The sequence below is a fragment of the Enterococcus sp. DIV1059_2 genome (assembly GCF_051713685.1).
GTDB classification, from domain to species: domain Bacteria; phylum Bacillota; class Bacilli; order Lactobacillales; family Enterococcaceae; genus Enterococcus_D; species Enterococcus_D casseliflavus.
On record NZ_JBIOQK010000001.1, the window covers coordinates 1794113 to 1810520 of the forward strand.

12 protein-coding genes are annotated in these 16408 nt (G+C 42.7%); 10 read left to right on the plus strand and 2 right to left on the minus strand.

The window, feature by feature from the left end; translation table 11 throughout:
- Positions 1-11: 11 nt before the first annotated feature.
- Positions 12-947, plus strand: coding sequence for a DNA-binding protein WhiA (gene whiA, locus IGI72_RS08330; protein WP_005225954.1), 936 nt, complete (start codon positions 12-14; stop codon positions 945-947).
- Positions 948-1034: 87 nt separating this feature from the next.
- Here the strand turns inward: whiA and IGI72_RS08335 are convergent, their stop codons facing one another.
- Positions 1035-1550, minus strand: coding sequence for a DsbA family protein (locus tag IGI72_RS08335; protein WP_005225955.1), 516 nt, complete (start codon positions 1548-1550; stop codon positions 1035-1037).
- Positions 1551-1777: 227 nt separating this feature from the next.
- Here IGI72_RS08335 and nifJ point away from each other — a divergent pair, with 227 nt between their 5' ends.
- From nifJ to glmM, 4 genes are all read left to right on the plus strand, one after another.
- Positions 1778-5461: a pyruvate:ferredoxin (flavodoxin) oxidoreductase gene (gene nifJ / locus IGI72_RS08340; protein ID WP_428214422.1), complete on the plus strand. Its 3684-nt coding sequence runs from the start codon at positions 1778-1780 to the stop codon at positions 5459-5461.
- A 268-nt stretch (positions 5462-5729) separates the two neighbouring features.
- On the plus strand, positions 5730-6611 hold the full coding sequence (cdaA, locus tag IGI72_RS08345; RefSeq protein WP_005235688.1) for a diadenylate cyclase CdaA: 882 nt from the start codon (positions 5730-5732) through the stop codon (positions 6609-6611).
- A complete protein-coding gene (locus tag IGI72_RS08350; RefSeq protein WP_005225958.1) occupies positions 6608-7699 on the plus strand; it encodes a CdaR family protein in 1092 nt (363 codons plus the stop codon). The genes cdaA and IGI72_RS08350 overlap by 4 nt, the downstream gene beginning before the upstream one ends.
- Before the next feature lie 39 nt (positions 7700-7738).
- Positions 7739-9094, plus strand: coding sequence for a phosphoglucosamine mutase (gene glmM, locus IGI72_RS08355; protein ID WP_005225959.1), 1356 nt, complete (start codon positions 7739-7741; stop codon positions 9092-9094).
- A 291-nt stretch (positions 9095-9385) separates the two neighbouring features.
- Here glmM and glmS read toward each other — a convergent pair whose 3' ends face one another.
- On the minus strand, positions 9386-11197 hold the full coding sequence (glmS, locus tag IGI72_RS08360) for a glutamine--fructose-6-phosphate transaminase (isomerizing) (RefSeq protein WP_159160578.1): 1812 nt from the start codon (positions 11195-11197) through the stop codon (positions 9386-9388).
- Positions 11198-11642: 445 nt separating this feature from the next.
- Between glmS and IGI72_RS08365 the strand changes: the two genes are divergently transcribed.
- The 5 genes from IGI72_RS08365 to tig all read left to right on the plus strand — a co-directional run bounded on the left by IGI72_RS08365 (position 11643) and on the right by tig (position 16217).
- On the plus strand, positions 11643-11933 hold the full coding sequence (locus IGI72_RS08365) for a hypothetical protein (protein WP_005225961.1): 291 nt from the start codon (positions 11643-11645) through the stop codon (positions 11931-11933).
- A gap of 31 nt (positions 11934-11964) precedes the next feature.
- The gene (gene sppA, locus IGI72_RS08370) at positions 11965-12996 is read left to right on the plus strand and encodes a signal peptide peptidase SppA (RefSeq protein WP_005225962.1); all 1032 of its coding nucleotides are present in this window, start codon (positions 11965-11967) and stop codon (positions 12994-12996) included.
- Between the two features lie 2 nt (positions 12997-12998).
- On the plus strand, positions 12999-13829 hold the full coding sequence (locus IGI72_RS08375) for an RDD family protein (protein WP_428214420.1): 831 nt from the start codon (positions 12999-13001) through the stop codon (positions 13827-13829).
- A 37-nt stretch (positions 13830-13866) separates the two neighbouring features.
- The gene (locus IGI72_RS08380; protein ID WP_015509612.1) at positions 13867-14814 is read left to right on the plus strand and encodes a hypothetical protein; all 948 of its coding nucleotides are present in this window, start codon (positions 13867-13869) and stop codon (positions 14812-14814) included.
- 119 nt (positions 14815-14933) lie between these two features.
- Positions 14934-16217, plus strand: coding sequence for a trigger factor (gene tig / locus IGI72_RS08385; protein WP_005225965.1), 1284 nt, complete (start codon positions 14934-14936; stop codon positions 16215-16217).
- Positions 16218-16408: the final 191 nt, after the last annotated feature.

Below are 16408 nucleotides of genomic sequence, written 5' to 3' on the forward strand. Positions count from 1 at the left end.
GGGATTTTTTTATGTCCTTTGCAGCAGAAGTAAAAAAAGAATTGACCGCATTAGAAGTTCATCGCGAACATGCCAAGGCAGAATTGGCCGCTTTGATTCGGATGAATGGGTCATTAAGTATCAACAACCAACAATTTGTTTTAAACGTTCAAACAGAAAACGCGGCGATCGCCAGACGCATCTATTCGTTACTAAAAGATCATTACGACGTGCGCAGCGAATTGCTGGTCCGTCGTAAAATGAAATTAAAAAAGAACAACGTTTACATCGTTCGTTTGAAGCAAGATACACAGCGCGTGCTTTTGGACTTAGATATCATGGACGGGCTGATGTTTCAAAGCCATGTTTCTGATGAGATCATGGGCAATACTCAAAAAATGCGTTCCTATTTACGAGGCGCTTTCATGGCATCTGGGTCCATCAACAATCCAGAAACCAGCCGCTATCATTTAGAGATCTATTCCATCTACGAGGAGCATAACCAAGATATTTGCGATATGCTAAACGCATATGGATTGAATGCCCGTGCATTAGAACGCAGAAATGGGTATATCTCTTACTTGAAAGGCGCTGAGAAAATCGCTGATTTTTTGACACTGATCGGTGCCACCAATTCCATGCTGAAATTCGAGGACGTGCGGATCGTGCGTGATATGCGTAACTCAGTCAACCGTTTGGTGAATTGCGAAACCGCCAATATGAACAAAACGATCGACGCTGCTTCGAAGCAGATCGACAATATCGAATTTATTCAAGATCGAGTTGGCTTGCAAGCTTTACCTGAAAAGCTGCAAGAAATCGCCGAATTGCGTTTGGAACATCCCGAGGTCAGCTTGAAAGAGCTAGGGGAAATGATTCCATCAGGAGCGATCTCGAAATCAGGAATCAATCATCGCATTCGCAAAATCAATGAATTTGCCGATCATTTGCGTGAACAAGTCAGTTAATCTAAGTAGTGAATGAAATCAAAAAAGCAGGAGCTTGCATTTGACATGGATTTTAGTGTCAAATCAGCTCCTGTTTTTTGTTAGAGGTTATTCATTGATCAATGCAGTTAATTCCTCAGCAGAGATCGATTCATCAAAAATGTGCCCATCTAAGATAATCGTTGGCACAAATTGAATGTTGGCGTTTTTCGCTTCTTCCACAATTTCTCCTGCGATCGCAGGATGGTTTTGTTCAGATAGCCCTAAGGTATTTTTCGCATATTCTGCCACTTCAGGTAAAGATAAATGCCCCCATTCATCTTGTGTTTGATAAATTTTTGTGATCTCAGCGATCGTTGCCTGAGGATCTGTACTGGAAACAAAGCGGTGCATCACATTGCCTCGTTGCAATGATTCTTTTTCTTTGTCGAATAATTTGATGACACGGCGTAGTTTCCCAGCTGCGACAGCTTCACTTAAGATCGGTAACGATTCCTCAAACCATTGCCGACAATAAGGACAGCGCAAATTCATAAATTCGACGATCGGTTTAGCGGAAGGGTCTCCGATATGTATCCCTGTTACCGCATTTGTTTCCTGTGCTTTGATGATTGAAATATCCATTAAGATTCCTCCTTTTTCTTATAGTTTACCGAAGTTTCTACTGAAAGAAAAGCCTCAGGTCTTTTGATTTAAGTCTGTGAAAAGAGGAGGAGAATGAGCTAAATACTATGTATTTCGTTTCACGAAATTAAGAAAAATCCCCTGACTGTACTTTTATATTCCTTGATTTTCAGCTATAATGAATTGTGTTTTATTGTGCAAAATGATGATTAAAGGAAGTTATATAGATGAGAAAAAGAAAAACAATGGATGGCAATACGGCAGCAGCCTATATTTCCTATGCCTTTACGGAACTTGCGGCGATCTATCCGATAACCCCTAGTTCAACCATGGCTGAATTAGTGGATCAGTGGTCTGCTCAAGGAAAGCATAATCTTTTTGGGCAGCCGGTGAAAGTGGTTGAAATGCAATCTGAAGCAGGGGCGGCCGGTGTGGTTCACGGCTCATTAAAAACGGGCGCCTTAACGACGACCTATACGGCATCCCAGGGACTTTTATTAATGGTACCAAATATGTACAAGATTGCTGGGGAAATGCTGCCAGGCGTCTTTCATGTTGCCAGCCGAGCAGTGACCACCAATGCTTTGAATATTTTTGGAGATCATACCGATGTAATGGCCACCCGACAAACAGGCTTTGCTATGTTAGCGGAAAGCAGTGTTCAAGAAGTAATGGATTTAGCGCCAGTCGCTCATTTAGCAGCTATCGAAGCCAATATCCCATTTTTAAATTTTTTTGATGGGTTTCGAACCAGTCATGAGATTCAAAAAATAGAGGTCTTAGATTATGAGGAATTGGCACAGTTGGTCAATCATGAAAAATTGACTGCCTTTCGACAAAAAGCCATGAACCCGAATCACCCGACGACGAGTGGAACGAATCAAAATCCTGATATCCATTTTCAACAGCGGGAAACGATCAATCAGCATTATCAAACATTGCCTGAGATCGTTCGTTTTTACATGAAAAAAATCAATGCTTTAAGAGGAACCAACTATGATTTAGTGGATTATTATGGTGCTTCGGACGCCGAAGAAGTCATCGTTTCGATGGGGTCCTCGACGCAAACGATCCAGCAAACGGTGGATCATTTATGCGCTTCAGGCCGCAAGGTGGGGGTCTTGTCGATCCATTTGTATCGACCATTCCCACTAGAAGTCTTCTTAGAAAAACTGCCTGCTACCGTTAAAAGTATCGCTGTATTGGATCGCAGCAAAGAGCCTGGTGCCAATGGCGAGTCTTTGCTTTTGGATGTGCAAAGTGCCATGTATGATGCAGCGATTCGGCCGACGATCATTGGTGGACGCTATGGTCTTGGGTCAAAAGATGTGACGCCTGATCAAATCGTTGCCGTTTATGACGAATTGCTCAAGCCAAAAGCGAGCCAAAAGAAACGCTTCACCATTGGGATCACGGATGATGTGACGCAATTGTCGTTGCCATCAAAGGGCACGCTAGATCTAACTGATCCATCCACCTTCCAAGCGAAATTGTGGGGATTCGGCTCTGACGGGACCGTCGGGGCAAATAAGTCAGCAATCAAAATCATCGGTGACCATACCGAAAAATATGTACAAGGCTATTTCCATTATGATTCGAAAAAATCTGGTGGTCTAACGGTTTCTCATCTGCGATTTGGGGATACCCCCATTCGTTCTACCTATTTGATCGAACACGCGGATTTCGTTGCGTGTCATACGCCTGCGTATTTGCATACGTATGATTTGCTGAAAGGACTCAAAAAAGGCGGAACCTTTTTATTAAATACGACCTGGTCACAAGAGCAAATCTTAAAAAATCTACCGAAGAAAATGAAACGTTATCTTGCTGAAAACGAGATTCGCTTTTATACCATCAATGCCATGCAGTTGGCAATGGAAGTCGGCTTAGGTGGGCGGATCAATACCGCGATGGAAACAGCCTTCTTTTACTTGGCAAACATCATTCCGACCGAGGAAATCTTGCCGATTTTAAAAGAAGAGGCGCTGAAAAGTTATCGGCACAAATCGATGGCGATCGTTGAAAAGAACCAAGCAGCCATCGATCGCACCATCGAATTATTACAAGAAATCCCTGTTCCAAGCAAGTGGGCAACGATCGAAGTACCGAAGAGGACATCCACTGCTACAACACAATTTGTGCGGGAAATCGTGGAACCCATCAACCGTCAAGAAGGCAACCAACTAAGCGTGGGTACCCTCGTACGAAATCAAATGACTGAAGGGGTGATCCCTGTCGGGACAACAGCGGTTGAGAAGCGGGGCATCGCTGTTGAAGTGCCCGAGTGGCTATCAGATCGCTGTACCATGTGCAATGAGTGTGCTTTTGTCTGTCCTCATGCGGCGATCCGTCCGTTTTTGGCAGATGAAGATGAATTAACCGAAGCACCTGAAGGCTTTATAGTCAGAGAGATGCGAGGCGCGAATGGGCAAAAATATCGAATTCAAGTTTCCGTTGAAGATTGTACAGGTTGCGGCCTTTGTGTGGAAGCATGTCCCGCCAAAGGGAAAGCTTTGACGATGCGTCCTTACGAAGAACAAAAAGAACAAGCTTTAAATTGGGCTTTTGCGATGACTTTACGTCAAAAAGAAAATCCAGCAAAACCAGGAACTGTTTTGGGCTCTCAATTCAATAAACCTTTGTTGGAGTTCTCTGGTGCTTGTGCGGGCTGTGGGGAAACCCCCTATGTGAAACTATTGACCCAAATGTTTGGTGATCGCATGATGATCGCCAATGCGACCGGCTGCTCTTCGATTTGGGGTGGAACCTCACCAGTATCTCCTTATACAACCAATCACTTAGGACAAGGGCCAGCTTGGTCAAACTCGTTGTTTGAAGACAATGCCGAATATGGCTATGGCATGTTCTTAGCCAACCAAACCCGACGGGAGAAATTAGCGGCCCAGCTGAAGTCGTTGAAAGCCAATGTATCAGAAGAATTGCAGGCTTTGATTGATGATTGGGACCTTCATCGAGAAGAAAGTGCTGGGACGCAACAGCGAGCAGCAAAATTGATCGCCGCCTTAGAAGCTGAAGCTGCCACAACACCTCAGCTGAACAAAATCTTGCAGGAGAAAGATTTGTTTGTTAAGCCAAGCCAATGGATGATAGGCGGTGACGGCTGGGCATATGATATTGGGTTTGGCGGTATCGATCATGTCCTCGCTTCTGGTGCAGACGTCAATATTCTCGTGTTAGATAATGAAGTCTATTCTAATACAGGGGGGCAAGTCTCTAAAGCGACACCGACTTCGGCCATTGCTAAATTCGCTGCGAGTGGCAAGTTTGTTTCCAAAAAAGATTTAGGAATGATGGCGATGACCTACGGACATGTCTATGTCGCACAAATCGCATCTGGTGCCAATCAAATGCAAACGATCAAAGCCTTTGAAGAAGCCGAGCGGTTCCCAGGACCGTCAATCATCATTGCCTATACGCCATGCATCACCCACGGTCTTGCAGGCGGAATGCGTCAATCCTTGAAAGAAGCACAAGATGCAGTTGCATCGGGGTATTGGAGTCTCTACCGCTATAACCCGCTGTTGGCAGAAAAAGGGAAACAGCCAATGACACTCGACTTCAAAAAGCCAGCATTTGATCAAATGCCTGCCTTTATGCAGACACAAGTTCGATTTGCATCCTTGCAGTCTGCCAATCCGAATGCGGCGCAAGCATTGTTTGAAAAAACCGTTTCAGATGCGAAAACTCGTTTCTACAACTATGCCCGCTTAGCAGGTCAAGAAGAAAAAATACGAGCAAAGCTTGAAAAAAAGGTAAGTACTGATGCAGAACAACCAACGGCAGTAAAAACGGAGCGTGTACGAAGAGAAAAACAGCCGTTAAGCGAAGAACAGCTCGCTGAAAGAGCAGCACGGCGTGCAGCGCGCGCAAAGCGCCGTCAGCAAGAGTAATCGCTCGCTGAGGGATGGCCCTGAAAAACGGTTTGACCCGTTTTTCAGGGTCATTTGTTGTTTTTCCTAAGAAATGAGTGCAAGAAGCTCGTTTAGATGAAATCTTCTAAGACCTTTGACAAACAATGATTTCAGGATAATGGTAAACTAAGTAAAAGAGCTGTTTATTTTTTCAAAACTTTTTCATAAATTTGTTTTTTTTCAAATCTTTGAAGAGGTCCTATGTTATACTATTATCTGAAGTCTTAAGAATAAAGGAAGGCTGTTTATGTTGATAAATTTCAGGGATTTTTTTAATTTAGATTATTGGAGAGAATTGCTCTCATTTGATATATTTTCTTGGTCATTTTTAGTAAATGTTTTAGATGTGATCGTTGTTTGGTACTTGGTTTATAAGCTGATCCAGCTTGTGCGAGGAACAAAAGCGATCCAGTTGTTTAAAGGCGTCGGCCTATTCATTGTTCTAAGGTTTTTGGCAGGTATCGTAGGATTAAAGACGCTATCTTGGTTGATGGATCAAGTCATCACATATGGGGTGATCGCCGCGATTGTTATTTTCCAACCAGAAATTCGACGAGGGCTGGAGCATCTTGGCCGTAGCTCTTTCTTCAAGACTTCTAAGAATGAAAAACGACGGGATGAAGTGTTGGTCCAAGCGTTGGACAAAGCTGTTCAATATATGGCAAAACGAAAAATTGGTGCATTGATCACGATCGAACGGACGACGGGGTTAGAAGAATATATTGAAACGGGGATTCCTTTAGATGCGGACGTGACGGGCGAATTACTGATCAATATTTTTATTCCCAATACACCGCTACACGATGGTGCAGTCATCTTAAGAGATGATAAGATCGCTGTTGCTAGTGCCTACTTACCACTGTCAGAAAGTCCGCTGATCCCCAAAGAATTTGGGACGCGCCATCGAGCGGCTGTCGGGATTTCAGAAGTTAGTGATGCGTTGACCATTATCGTCTCAGAGGAGACGGGAGACGTCAGTATTACCCTGAATAATCGGATGCTTACTGAGCTTTCGCGACAAGAGTATCTCGACGTGTTGAATCGCGAATTAGTGCCAGAAGAAAAGCCTGGTAAACGCAACTTGCTGCAATCTTTCTTTGAAGGGGTCAACAAAGGAGGAAGAAAATGATCAAGAAAGAACGTCGTCAAAACGTATTTTATGGTATACTAGCGCTGTTCTTTAGTCTGGTTCTGTTTTTCATCGCCAGCGGATCAAGCCTGCAAGTCAACCTTGCAGGAACTTCAAATCCTTATGAGGAAGAGATCGATAATGTACCGATTCAGACCACCTATGACACAGATGAATACTTTATCCAAGGATTTGAAACAACAGTAGACGTGACTTTGTCTAGTCGAAATCGGGTGCAATTGAATGCTGAACGTAGCGAGGAAACGCGGAGCTTTCGAGTAGTTGCTGATTTGACTGGACTTGATGAAGGAACCCATGAGGTCCCTTTAGAAGTGAAAAATCTTAGCTCAAGTGTGACAGCCGAAATCGAACCCAAAACCGTCACTGTGACGATCGAGAAAAAAGTCACCCAAACGTTTACCGTTGAGCCAGTCATCTCGACTGATGGAGCAACGAGTGGTTACGGCGTTGATTCAATGAGTGTTGAACCGCAAGAAGTAGAGATCACTACTGGCGACAAGACACTGGCAGAAATCGACCGAGTGGTAGCGATCGTGAATCCAGATGATATTACTGGCGATTCGATCACGGTGGATGGAACGATCGAGGCTTGGGATAGTGAAAACAATCCTTTAGCGATCATTCCTGAGCCAGATTCGGTCGATGTGGCATTGATGATGGAAGCACCAAGCAAAGAAATTGAATTGTTTGTCACTCAACAGGGGACAACACCAGATGGGATCTCTCATTACATCTACCGGATGAGTAGTATCAGTGCGGTGCTAACAGGACCACAAAGTATTTTGGATGAGACCCAGCAGATCGGTGTCCCAGTGGATGTTAGTGAGATCACAACCACGACCGAACGGACAGTAACGATTCCAGTACCAGAGGGAACAACGATCAATCCAACAGTTGTGACGATCCAAATCACTCCGGTTGCAGAAACAACTACTGAGAATCAATCAAACAATGATGGCGATGAAGCAACGAACAGTGCGAATTCTCAAGCCAATTCTTCGACAGTCGACACGACGCAAGAACAAACAGAGAATTCCGCAAGCAGCACGACGACAAGCAGTTCTTAGTCGTTTGACTGTAGAGAATGAATAAGAGAGGTTATTAAAATGGGAAAATATTTTGGTACTGATGGTGTTAGAGGAGAAGCAAACAAGGAGTTGACACCTGAATTAGCATTTAAATTAGGTCGTTACGGCGGCTATGTATTAAGTCAACATGAAACTGGTGACCGCCGTCCCCGCGTTTTGGTGGGACGGGACACACGGATTTCTGGACAGATGCTAGAAAATGCATTGATCGCTGGACTATTATCTGTCGGGATCGAGGTATTCCAATTGGGTGTTATTTCTACACCAGGTGTTGCGTACTTGACGAAAGTGCAAAAAGCGAGTGCAGGTGTAATGATCTCTGCCTCTCACAATCCTGCACAAGACAATGGCATCAAGTTTTTCGGGAATGATGGCTTTAAATTAGTCGATGAACAAGAAGCTGAAATTGAAGCATTACTTGATGCGCCGGAAGATACACTTCCACGTCCTTCTGCCGATGGCTTAGGAACAGTGGATGAGTTTCCAGAAGGGTTGTTGAAATACTCTCAATTTCTACGTCAAACGATTCCTGATGATTTGGAAGGGATCACGGTATGTGTTGATGCTGCAAATGGCGCAACAGCAACAAGTGTCAATCGTTTGTTTGCCGATCTAGAAACAGAATTCTTCACAATGGGGACGTCTCCAGACGGGTTGAACATTAATGATGGTGTGGGATCGACTCACCCTGAAGCGTTAGCTGAATTTGTCGTTGAAAAAGGGGCGGATGCTGGTCTTGCGTTTGATGGAGATGGTGATCGGGTCATCGCAGTAGATGAACTAGGAAACATCGTTGATGGCGATAAAATCATGTATATCTGTGCGAAATATTTAGCGGAGCAAAAGCGCTTGAACCAAGGAACGATCGTGACAACAGTCATGAGCAATTTAGGGTTCCATAAAGCAGTGGAAGCAATTGGACTGAAAGATGTCATCACACAAGTCGGTGACCGTTATGTCGTCGAAGAAATGCGTAAAAACGATTATAATTTTGGTGGCGAGCAATCAGGTCACATGATTTTCTTGGATTTCAATACGACAGGTGACGGTTTGTTATCAGGAATTCAACTATTGAATATCATGAAACAAACGGGCAAGAAACTGTCGGAATTAGCAGGAGAGGTAACGATCTATCCACAAAAACTTGTCAACATTCGAGTGACAGATAAAAATGGCGCGATGGATGTTCCAGCTATCCGTAAAATCGTGGAAGAGACAGAAGCAGAAATGAACGGCGAAGGCCGTATCTTGGTTCGCCCTTCAGGAACAGAACCATTGCTTCGGGTGATGGCAGAAGCGCCAACCATTGAAAAAGTCGATTACTATGTAGAAAAAATCGCAGCGGTCGTTCGAGAAGAAATCGGTGCGGAATAATTAAAGAAGTAAGACGACCAAAGGATGTCTTTGGTCGTCTTTTTTGTCTACTTACCAGCAAGAAGCCAACTTGCGAATTAGAGAAACTTGTCAACGATTTTGTCGGCAACGCGTAACAGAGGAGACGCAGTGGGCAAGCCTTGCGAAGGATAGTTGCTTTTAAAAGTCTTTTCGGATTTGTTGTGCAGTAGACAAGAAAAAAAGAACCCCTATGAACGATCGAGTCATCGAACGAGGAGTTCTTTTTATTATACAGAAGATAACCAATTCGGTTTCAATCTTTTAAAAAACTTATTCAACGGTAACGGATTTTGCTAAGTTTCTTGGTTTATCAACGTCGAATCCGCGCTGTAAAGTGGCAAAGTAAGCCAGCAGCTGTGTTGGAACGACTGCCACTAAGCTGGTTACCAATGGGTGAACGTTTGGTAAAATGATTTGATCAGTCGCTTTTGCTAATTCTTGGCTAACGATCACAAGGGTATGAGCCCCACGAGATTCGACTTCTTTCAAATTGCCTCGCGTATGAGAGCCGGTCACTTCTTCCGTGATCACACCGATCACTGGTGTACCTTCTTCGATCAACGCGATGGTGCCGTGTTTTAATTCACCAGCCGCAAAGCCTTCCGCTTGGATATAAGAAATTTCTTTTAATTTCAATGCCGCTTCCATCGATACATAGTAATCATTTCCACGTCCAATGTAAAACGCATTACGGGTTTCGGAAAGGAAATCCTCAGCAAATTGACTGATAACAGCTTTTTCATCCACTAAAGCCTCCATTGCAGAAGCAACGATGCTTAGTTCATGGAAAACATCAAAGTCCAATGCTTCAGGAACAGCTTTTTCATCACCAATGGCTTTTGCTAATAACGTCATCACTGCGATCTGTGCAGTATACGCCTTTGTAGAGGCAACAGCGATTTCTGGACCAGCATGAAGCAATAAGGTATGGTTCGCTTCTCGAGAAAGAGTAGAACCAGCAACGTTGGTAATCGTTAGACTAGGAAGACCTAACTGGTTGATCGTCACTAATACTTGACGGCTATCTGCCGTTTCACCACTTTGTGATAAGAACAAGAAGAAGGGGTTTGCTGACAACAATGGCATGTTGTAGCCAAACTCACTAGATAAATGAACCTCAACAGGGATCTGTGTTAGTTTTTCTAAAATGGCTTTTGCTGCCCAGCCCGCATGATTGCTAGTACCACAAGCAATGATGTAGATCCGATCGCTAGCTAAAAGTTCGCTTTTTAACGCTGGATCGATCACTACTTCACCAGATTCTCCTTGATATTCTTGGATCAAGCGGCGCATCACAGTTGGTTGATCATCGATTTCTTTTAACATGTAGTAAGGGTATGTTCCTTTTTCGATGTCAGTCAGATCTAGTTGTGCTTCATAAGACTCACGGTACACAAGGTTTCCTTTTGGATCTTCGATTTCGATCGCATCGGCTGTTACGGTCACCATTTCGCCATCTTCGATCTCAACAAAGTGAGTCGTTTGATCGAGCATTGCTAAGGCATCGCTGCAGATGACATTGAACCCATCTCCCAAACCGATCAATAAAGGACTTTTGTTTTTGGCAACATAAATGGTTTCTGGATCATTTTTTTCTACTAAGGCAAAGGCATAAGAGCCGCGAATCAAGGACAAAGCTTTTTTAAAGGCTGCTTTGGTCGTGCTGTTGTCTTGCTCCTTCAATGCTTCAATCAAATGAACAACGATTTCCGTATCTGTTTGACCTTCAAATTGGTGGTTGCTTAAATATTCTTGATGAAGCTCTTCAAAGTTTTCGATCACACCGTTATGAACCAACACGAGTGCTTGGTTTGCTGAAGTGTGAGGATGAGCGTTCATTTCTGATGGCTTGCCGTGGGTCGCCCAACGGGTATGTCCGATACCGATCGTTCCTGTTACTTCAGAAGTCACTTTTTCTTCCAAGTTTTTGATTCTTCCTTGGGCTTTAATTAAGTGATCCGAAGTCCGATCAGCGACATAAAGACCTGCTGAGTCATAGCCGCGATACTCTAAGCGTTCCAATCCGTTCAAAATAATTCGTTCTGCATTTGATTTTCCTACGATTCCTACAATTCCACACATAATGATAATCCTACTTTCAAAAAATTTAGTTTGGCATTATGTATTTCTATCTGCGTAGCAAGTCTTTGTCATCACCTTACGATGAGATTTGTTCTTGCCTGTAGAGTGCAGTCCCTAGAGTCATCCGCCGAATATTTCGATAAACTCTTTCCTCGTCATCTGTTTCCAGATCAGGCGCTATCCTTATTGGTCTATCTATCCTCCTTGTGAGATATTTTATAGAAATACAAGCAATATCATAATATTTATTCCTGTTTCTGTCAACTCAAAGTTATATAAAAATAATTGGTATAGTTATTGGTAAGGTTGATTTGAACCTATTTAAAGGAAATCAAAACAGCTGACATAGCTTTGTCGAATAAGATTCCCAAGAAATTTCCTCATAAAGCTATGCTTTTTTTTTTAAGTTCGCTACAATAAAAAAGTAAGAAAGTGAGGGAATGAAATGCCAGAATTTGTAAATTGTATGACTTTTTCAGAGCTAAAGAAAATGGTAGCTGCGATAGAAAAAGATCCTAATGTCACAGATGAAACAAAGGTCATGTTGGATACGGGCTGGGACAGCTTGCAAGAAATTTTGCCTGGATCAGTCACCGTGGAAACCGCGCAAACATTCGAAGTCCAGGATGAACTGACAAAGGAATTTTTTGGTGGCTACGTCTTAGCTGAAAAAAGCGAGAAATTTGATGCGGTTGGAGACGAAGAAGCAGTGATCGTCATCAAAAACCTATACTAAAAATGGGAAAGGTGAAAAGTTAGGTGGGAAAATGAATAAAAGAAGATGGATCGCAGCGGCGATCGCAGCAGGGTTATTTATCTGCTCGGGGGTTTTTTCAGTAATCACAAATCGTCCAGAGCAAGAGGAAACTCAGACGCTACAAGGGTTAAATGCTTTGTTCTATGGAAGTAATGCGATCGAAGAGACAACGTTAGTTGCCGGAGATCAAGACAATCGTATTGTTCGCTTATCTTTAGAAGGAACCATCGCCAGCAGCTCCAGTGGTGGCTTATTCACAACAGAATCTTATGATCATCAGCGATTTTTAGAAGAACTACGGATGATCCAAGAAGATCCAACTATTGGGGGCATCTTGATGGAAGTCAATACCCCAGGAGGCGGCGTCTATGAAAGTGCGGAGATCGCTCGTGAGTTAGCAAAAATCAAAGAGTTAGGGATTCCAATGTATGTCAGTATGAAAAACATGGCAGCCAGTGGCGGTTATTATATCTCGGCAGGTGCTGATAAAATTTTTGCAACGGATGAAACCATTACTGGTTCAATCGGGGTGATCATGTCAGGGCTAAACTATGCTGGCTTATTCGAAAAGCTAGGGATCGAAGACAATACGTATAAAAGTGGCGCACTAAAAGATGTAGGTTCATCAACGAGAGAACCCACAGAAGCCGACAAGGAAGTCTTGCAGACCTATGTCGACAATGCCTATGGTCGGTTCGTAAAAATCGTAGCAGAAGGACGTGGCATGACAGAAGAAGCCGTTAGAAAGATCGCTGATGGCCGCATCTATGATGGGCAGCAAGCAGTGTCCGTTGGTTTAGTGGATGAAATCGGTTTTCCTGAAGATACATTAGCAGCAATGCAAGCAGATCTAGGCTTGGAAGATGCCGAGATTTTCAGCTATGATGTTTCCTCTACTGGATTTGCTTCTACTTGGTTAGGTTCAAGTTTAGCCGAACTGCAAGGATTAAAAGAATCAAACACAGAGCGAGTGATCCAATTGATGGAAAGCCTTGGAACCAGCGATGCTCCGAAACCTCTTTATTACTATGGAGGTGAATGACTATGACAGAGAAAAACAAGTATTCCGCTGGCACATCGTCAACGGATGACAATCACACAAGTACGTCAATCGATCAAAGGGAACAGCGGGAAACCTCGACACCGTCAACCGGTCATACGGATGTGCCAACTGAAGCGCAGGTTTCAGAAACAACCGAACCAGTAAGTGCCAACAAAGCGATGAGGAACGCACAAGTAAATCATCCCGATGATTTTTACCAACAAGTCTTAACGTCTTTTAAAGAAGAAGAGTATACCCAAAGCGAGATCGAGGAAAAACAACAAGCCTGGCAACGGTATGAAGAACCTGAAAAACAGGCAGAAGACAAACGGTTCTTCAATGATTTTCCTAGCTACTTTTTTGCTGGGTTTTGGATTCGTTTCTTTGCTTATCTCGTTGATGTGTTGGTGATCCGAGCGATTACCCAAATAACGATCGGTAGTATCTACAATCTAGCGAATTTAACGGCAACCAATCAGCGGTTCGGCCTTTACAACATCTGTGCCTTAGCAATCTATCTAGGCTATTTTGTTCTAATGACAAAGCTAAATCATGGTCAAACGATTGGAAAAATGCTTTTTGGCATTCGAGTGGTTTCTTTTGTAGAGGAAGAACTCAGCTGGCAAACTGTGTTGATTCGCGAGCTTTGCGGACGCTACGTATTACAATTTAATCTTTTCTTTTATCTTGGTTATTTACCGATCGCCTTTAATAAAAATAAGCAGCAGGCTGCGGATTATTTTGCAGAAACCAGTGTGGTGACCATTAATCTGATCAAAGCTTTCAATAAACAAGTGGATGCCAATCACGTAATGATTGGCGCACAAAACTAAGTAGCAGATCAAGCAAGTAGTAAAGGAGGGATCGAGAATGGGTGAGACGATTGATTTCCCAGGACCAAATGAACGGCTTCGGCTGGCGGCAGAAAAAGCCTACCAGTCAAAGGAGTTTTTGCAAGCTTTTCGCCTGTACAATGAACTCTATCAAAAAAATGCCAGTTTTGAGATCAATCAATGGCTGGTTGAATGTCTGCAGCAGTTGAATGATTTTGCCAAAGCGTTAGATCTGGCGGAAGACTATTTGGATGACTATTTAAAAGAAACCGACGGGTATTTACAAATTGGTCATCTGCTGATCTTGGATGGTCAGTATTTAAAAGCTCGGCGCTGGCTTACATTAGGTAAAAAAACAAAAATTGCAAGCCGCTATCAGGAACAGTTAGCAAGTGAATTAGCAAAGGTAGAAGAAGTGCAGCAAATTTTAGGGCTGGAAGATTTTCATGGGAAACGCAAGCATTTACGTGCATTAGATGAAGCCAATCAACCGGTGAGTGCAACAGAATGGCACGTTTTTACCCAAGCCATTACCAAACCACAATTTGTCACGCTGATGCATGAAACGTTAGCTTCCATCAAAAATCCATATTTACTGCCCAAATTAGTGGATGAGCTCGTGCGTCTTGAAGTGGACGAACCTTTTGAACTGATCGATTACCTTGGGAATATGCAGCAAATCGTTCCGAAAGAGTTAAAACTTTTGCAAGAAGATGCCGCTGTTAAAGCGATCCAGAAAGAGATTGACGAAACGATCGCCCAAGAAGATCCGATTTTAGCAGAAAGCGTCTCAGCAGAGATCAATGATCATTTAGCCATCAGCTACCCATTTTTACCTGCAAAAGAGGAGGCAAAAGCATGGGTGGCAAGCTACATTGAAGATTATCGTGGGTTATTTGAAGAAAAAGAACAGCCAAAAGCAGTGAATGAAATAGAAGAACGCAAACGACACCTACGCAATATCCTACGATTGAGCATTCGCTGAAAGAAAAATTCGCAACTTTCATGGTAAAATGTTTACAATTAAACAACGTTAGTGTACTATTTAAAGGTATGCATGAAGCTATTTCATATGTAAATCAATTAATATTCGGAGGGAAATAAATGACTGCAAAATGGGAAAAAACAGGCACCAATGATGGTGTTTTGACATTTACGATCGCTCAAGCAGAAATCCAAAAAGGCTTGACGACTGCATTCAATAAAGTGAAAGGCAATCTTAACGTACCTGGCTTCCGTAAAGGGAAAGTTTCACGCCAAGTATTTAACCGTATGTACGGCGAAGAAGCGTTGTATGAAGATGCATTGAACGCTGTTCTTCCAGAAGCTTATGAAGCTGCTGTAAAAGAAGCAGGGATCGATCCTGTTGCGCAACCAAAAATCGACGTTGACAGCATGGAAAAAGGCCAAGATTGGGTTATCAAAGCAGAAGTTACTGTAAAACCTGAAGTAAAACTTGGTGATTACAAAGAATTAACAGTTGAAAAACAAGACCGTGAAGTCACAGAAGAAGACGTGGATGCACGCATCAAACGTGAACAAGAAGCGCAAGCTGAATTAGTTATCAAAGAAGACGAAGCAGCTGAAAATGGCGACACAGTCGTTATCGACTTTGAAGGCTTCTTAGGGGAAGAAACATTTGAAGGCGGCAAAGGTGAAAACTACTCACTTGAACTTGGCTCAAACTCATTCATCCCTGGTTTTGAAGAACAATTAGTAGGAACAAAAGCTGGTGATAGCAAAGACGTTACCGTTACTTTCCCAGAAGATTATCAAGCAGAAGATTTAGCTGGTAAAGAAGCAGTCTTCAAAGTAACTGTTCACGAAGTAAAAGCAAAAGAACTTCCTGAATTAGATGATGAATTCGCAAAAGACGTTGATGACAGCGTTGAATCATTAGCTGAATTAAAAGAAAAATACCGTGCTGAATTGACTGAAACAAAAGAAAAAGCAGCTGAAGATGCAAAAGATGAAGCTGCGATCCGTCAAGCAGTTGAAAACGCAGAAATCGTTGAATTACCACATTCAATGGTTCATGATGAAGTACACCGTTCAATGGATGAATTCTTGAACAACATGCAACGTCAAGGAATCTCACCAGAAATGTATTATCAATTAACTGGTTCAACTGAAGCAGATCTGCACACACAATTTGAAGGTGAAGCAGAAACCCGCGTGAAAACAAACCTTGTTATTGAAGCAATCGCTAAAGCAGAAGGTTTGGAAGCAACAGAAGAAGATATCGAAAACGAAATCAAAGAACTTTCTGAAGCTTACAACATGCCAGTGGATCAAATCAAACGCGTCTTAACAGAAGACATGTTGAAACATGATATCACGATGAAGAAAGCAGTTGAACTTGTCACAGGTACTGCAAAAGAAGCGTAAGCAAAATGCTTAAAAACGGCGAACATCTAGCGGTGTTTGCCGTTTTTTCTTGGGAGTAAGAGGGGCTAGTTTAACAATTACTAACAAATGATAAGAAAACGTTAGGCAACGTAAAAAGAACTTTTTCTTTCAAAAAAGTTATGATATGATTGTTTAAGACTGCAAAGTTAGTAAACAAAATTCCACTCCTT

Bases quoted from the DNA above. Each gene is read 5' to 3' on its own strand.
- whiA (WP_005225954.1), top strand. From the start codon at position 12: ATGTCCTTTGCAGCAGAAGTAAAAAAAGAATTGACCGCATTAGAAGTT.
- IGI72_RS08335 (WP_005225955.1), bottom strand. From the start codon at position 1,550: ATGGATATTTCAATCATCAAAGCACAGGAAACAAATGCGGTAACAGGG.
- nifJ (WP_428214422.1), top strand. From the start codon at position 1,778: ATGAGAAAAAGAAAAACAATGGATGGCAATACGGCAGCAGCCTATATT.
- cdaA (WP_005235688.1), top strand. From the start codon at position 5,730: ATGTTGATAAATTTCAGGGATTTTTTTAATTTAGATTATTGGAGAGAA.
- IGI72_RS08350 (WP_005225958.1), top strand. From the start codon at position 6,608: ATGATCAAGAAAGAACGTCGTCAAAACGTATTTTATGGTATACTAGCG.
- glmM (WP_005225959.1), top strand. From the start codon at position 7,739: ATGGGAAAATATTTTGGTACTGATGGTGTTAGAGGAGAAGCAAACAAG.
- glmS (WP_159160578.1), bottom strand. From the start codon at position 11,197: ATGTGTGGAATTGTAGGAATCGTAGGAAAATCAAATGCAGAACGAATT.
- IGI72_RS08365 (WP_005225961.1), top strand. From the start codon at position 11,643: ATGCCAGAATTTGTAAATTGTATGACTTTTTCAGAGCTAAAGAAAATG.
- sppA (WP_005225962.1), top strand. From the start codon at position 11,965: ATGAATAAAAGAAGATGGATCGCAGCGGCGATCGCAGCAGGGTTATTT.
- IGI72_RS08375 (WP_428214420.1), top strand. From the start codon at position 12,999: ATGACAGAGAAAAACAAGTATTCCGCTGGCACATCGTCAACGGATGAC.
- IGI72_RS08380 (WP_015509612.1), top strand. From the start codon at position 13,867: ATGGGTGAGACGATTGATTTCCCAGGACCAAATGAACGGCTTCGGCTG.
- tig (WP_005225965.1), top strand. From the start codon at position 14,934: ATGACTGCAAAATGGGAAAAAACAGGCACCAATGATGGTGTTTTGACA.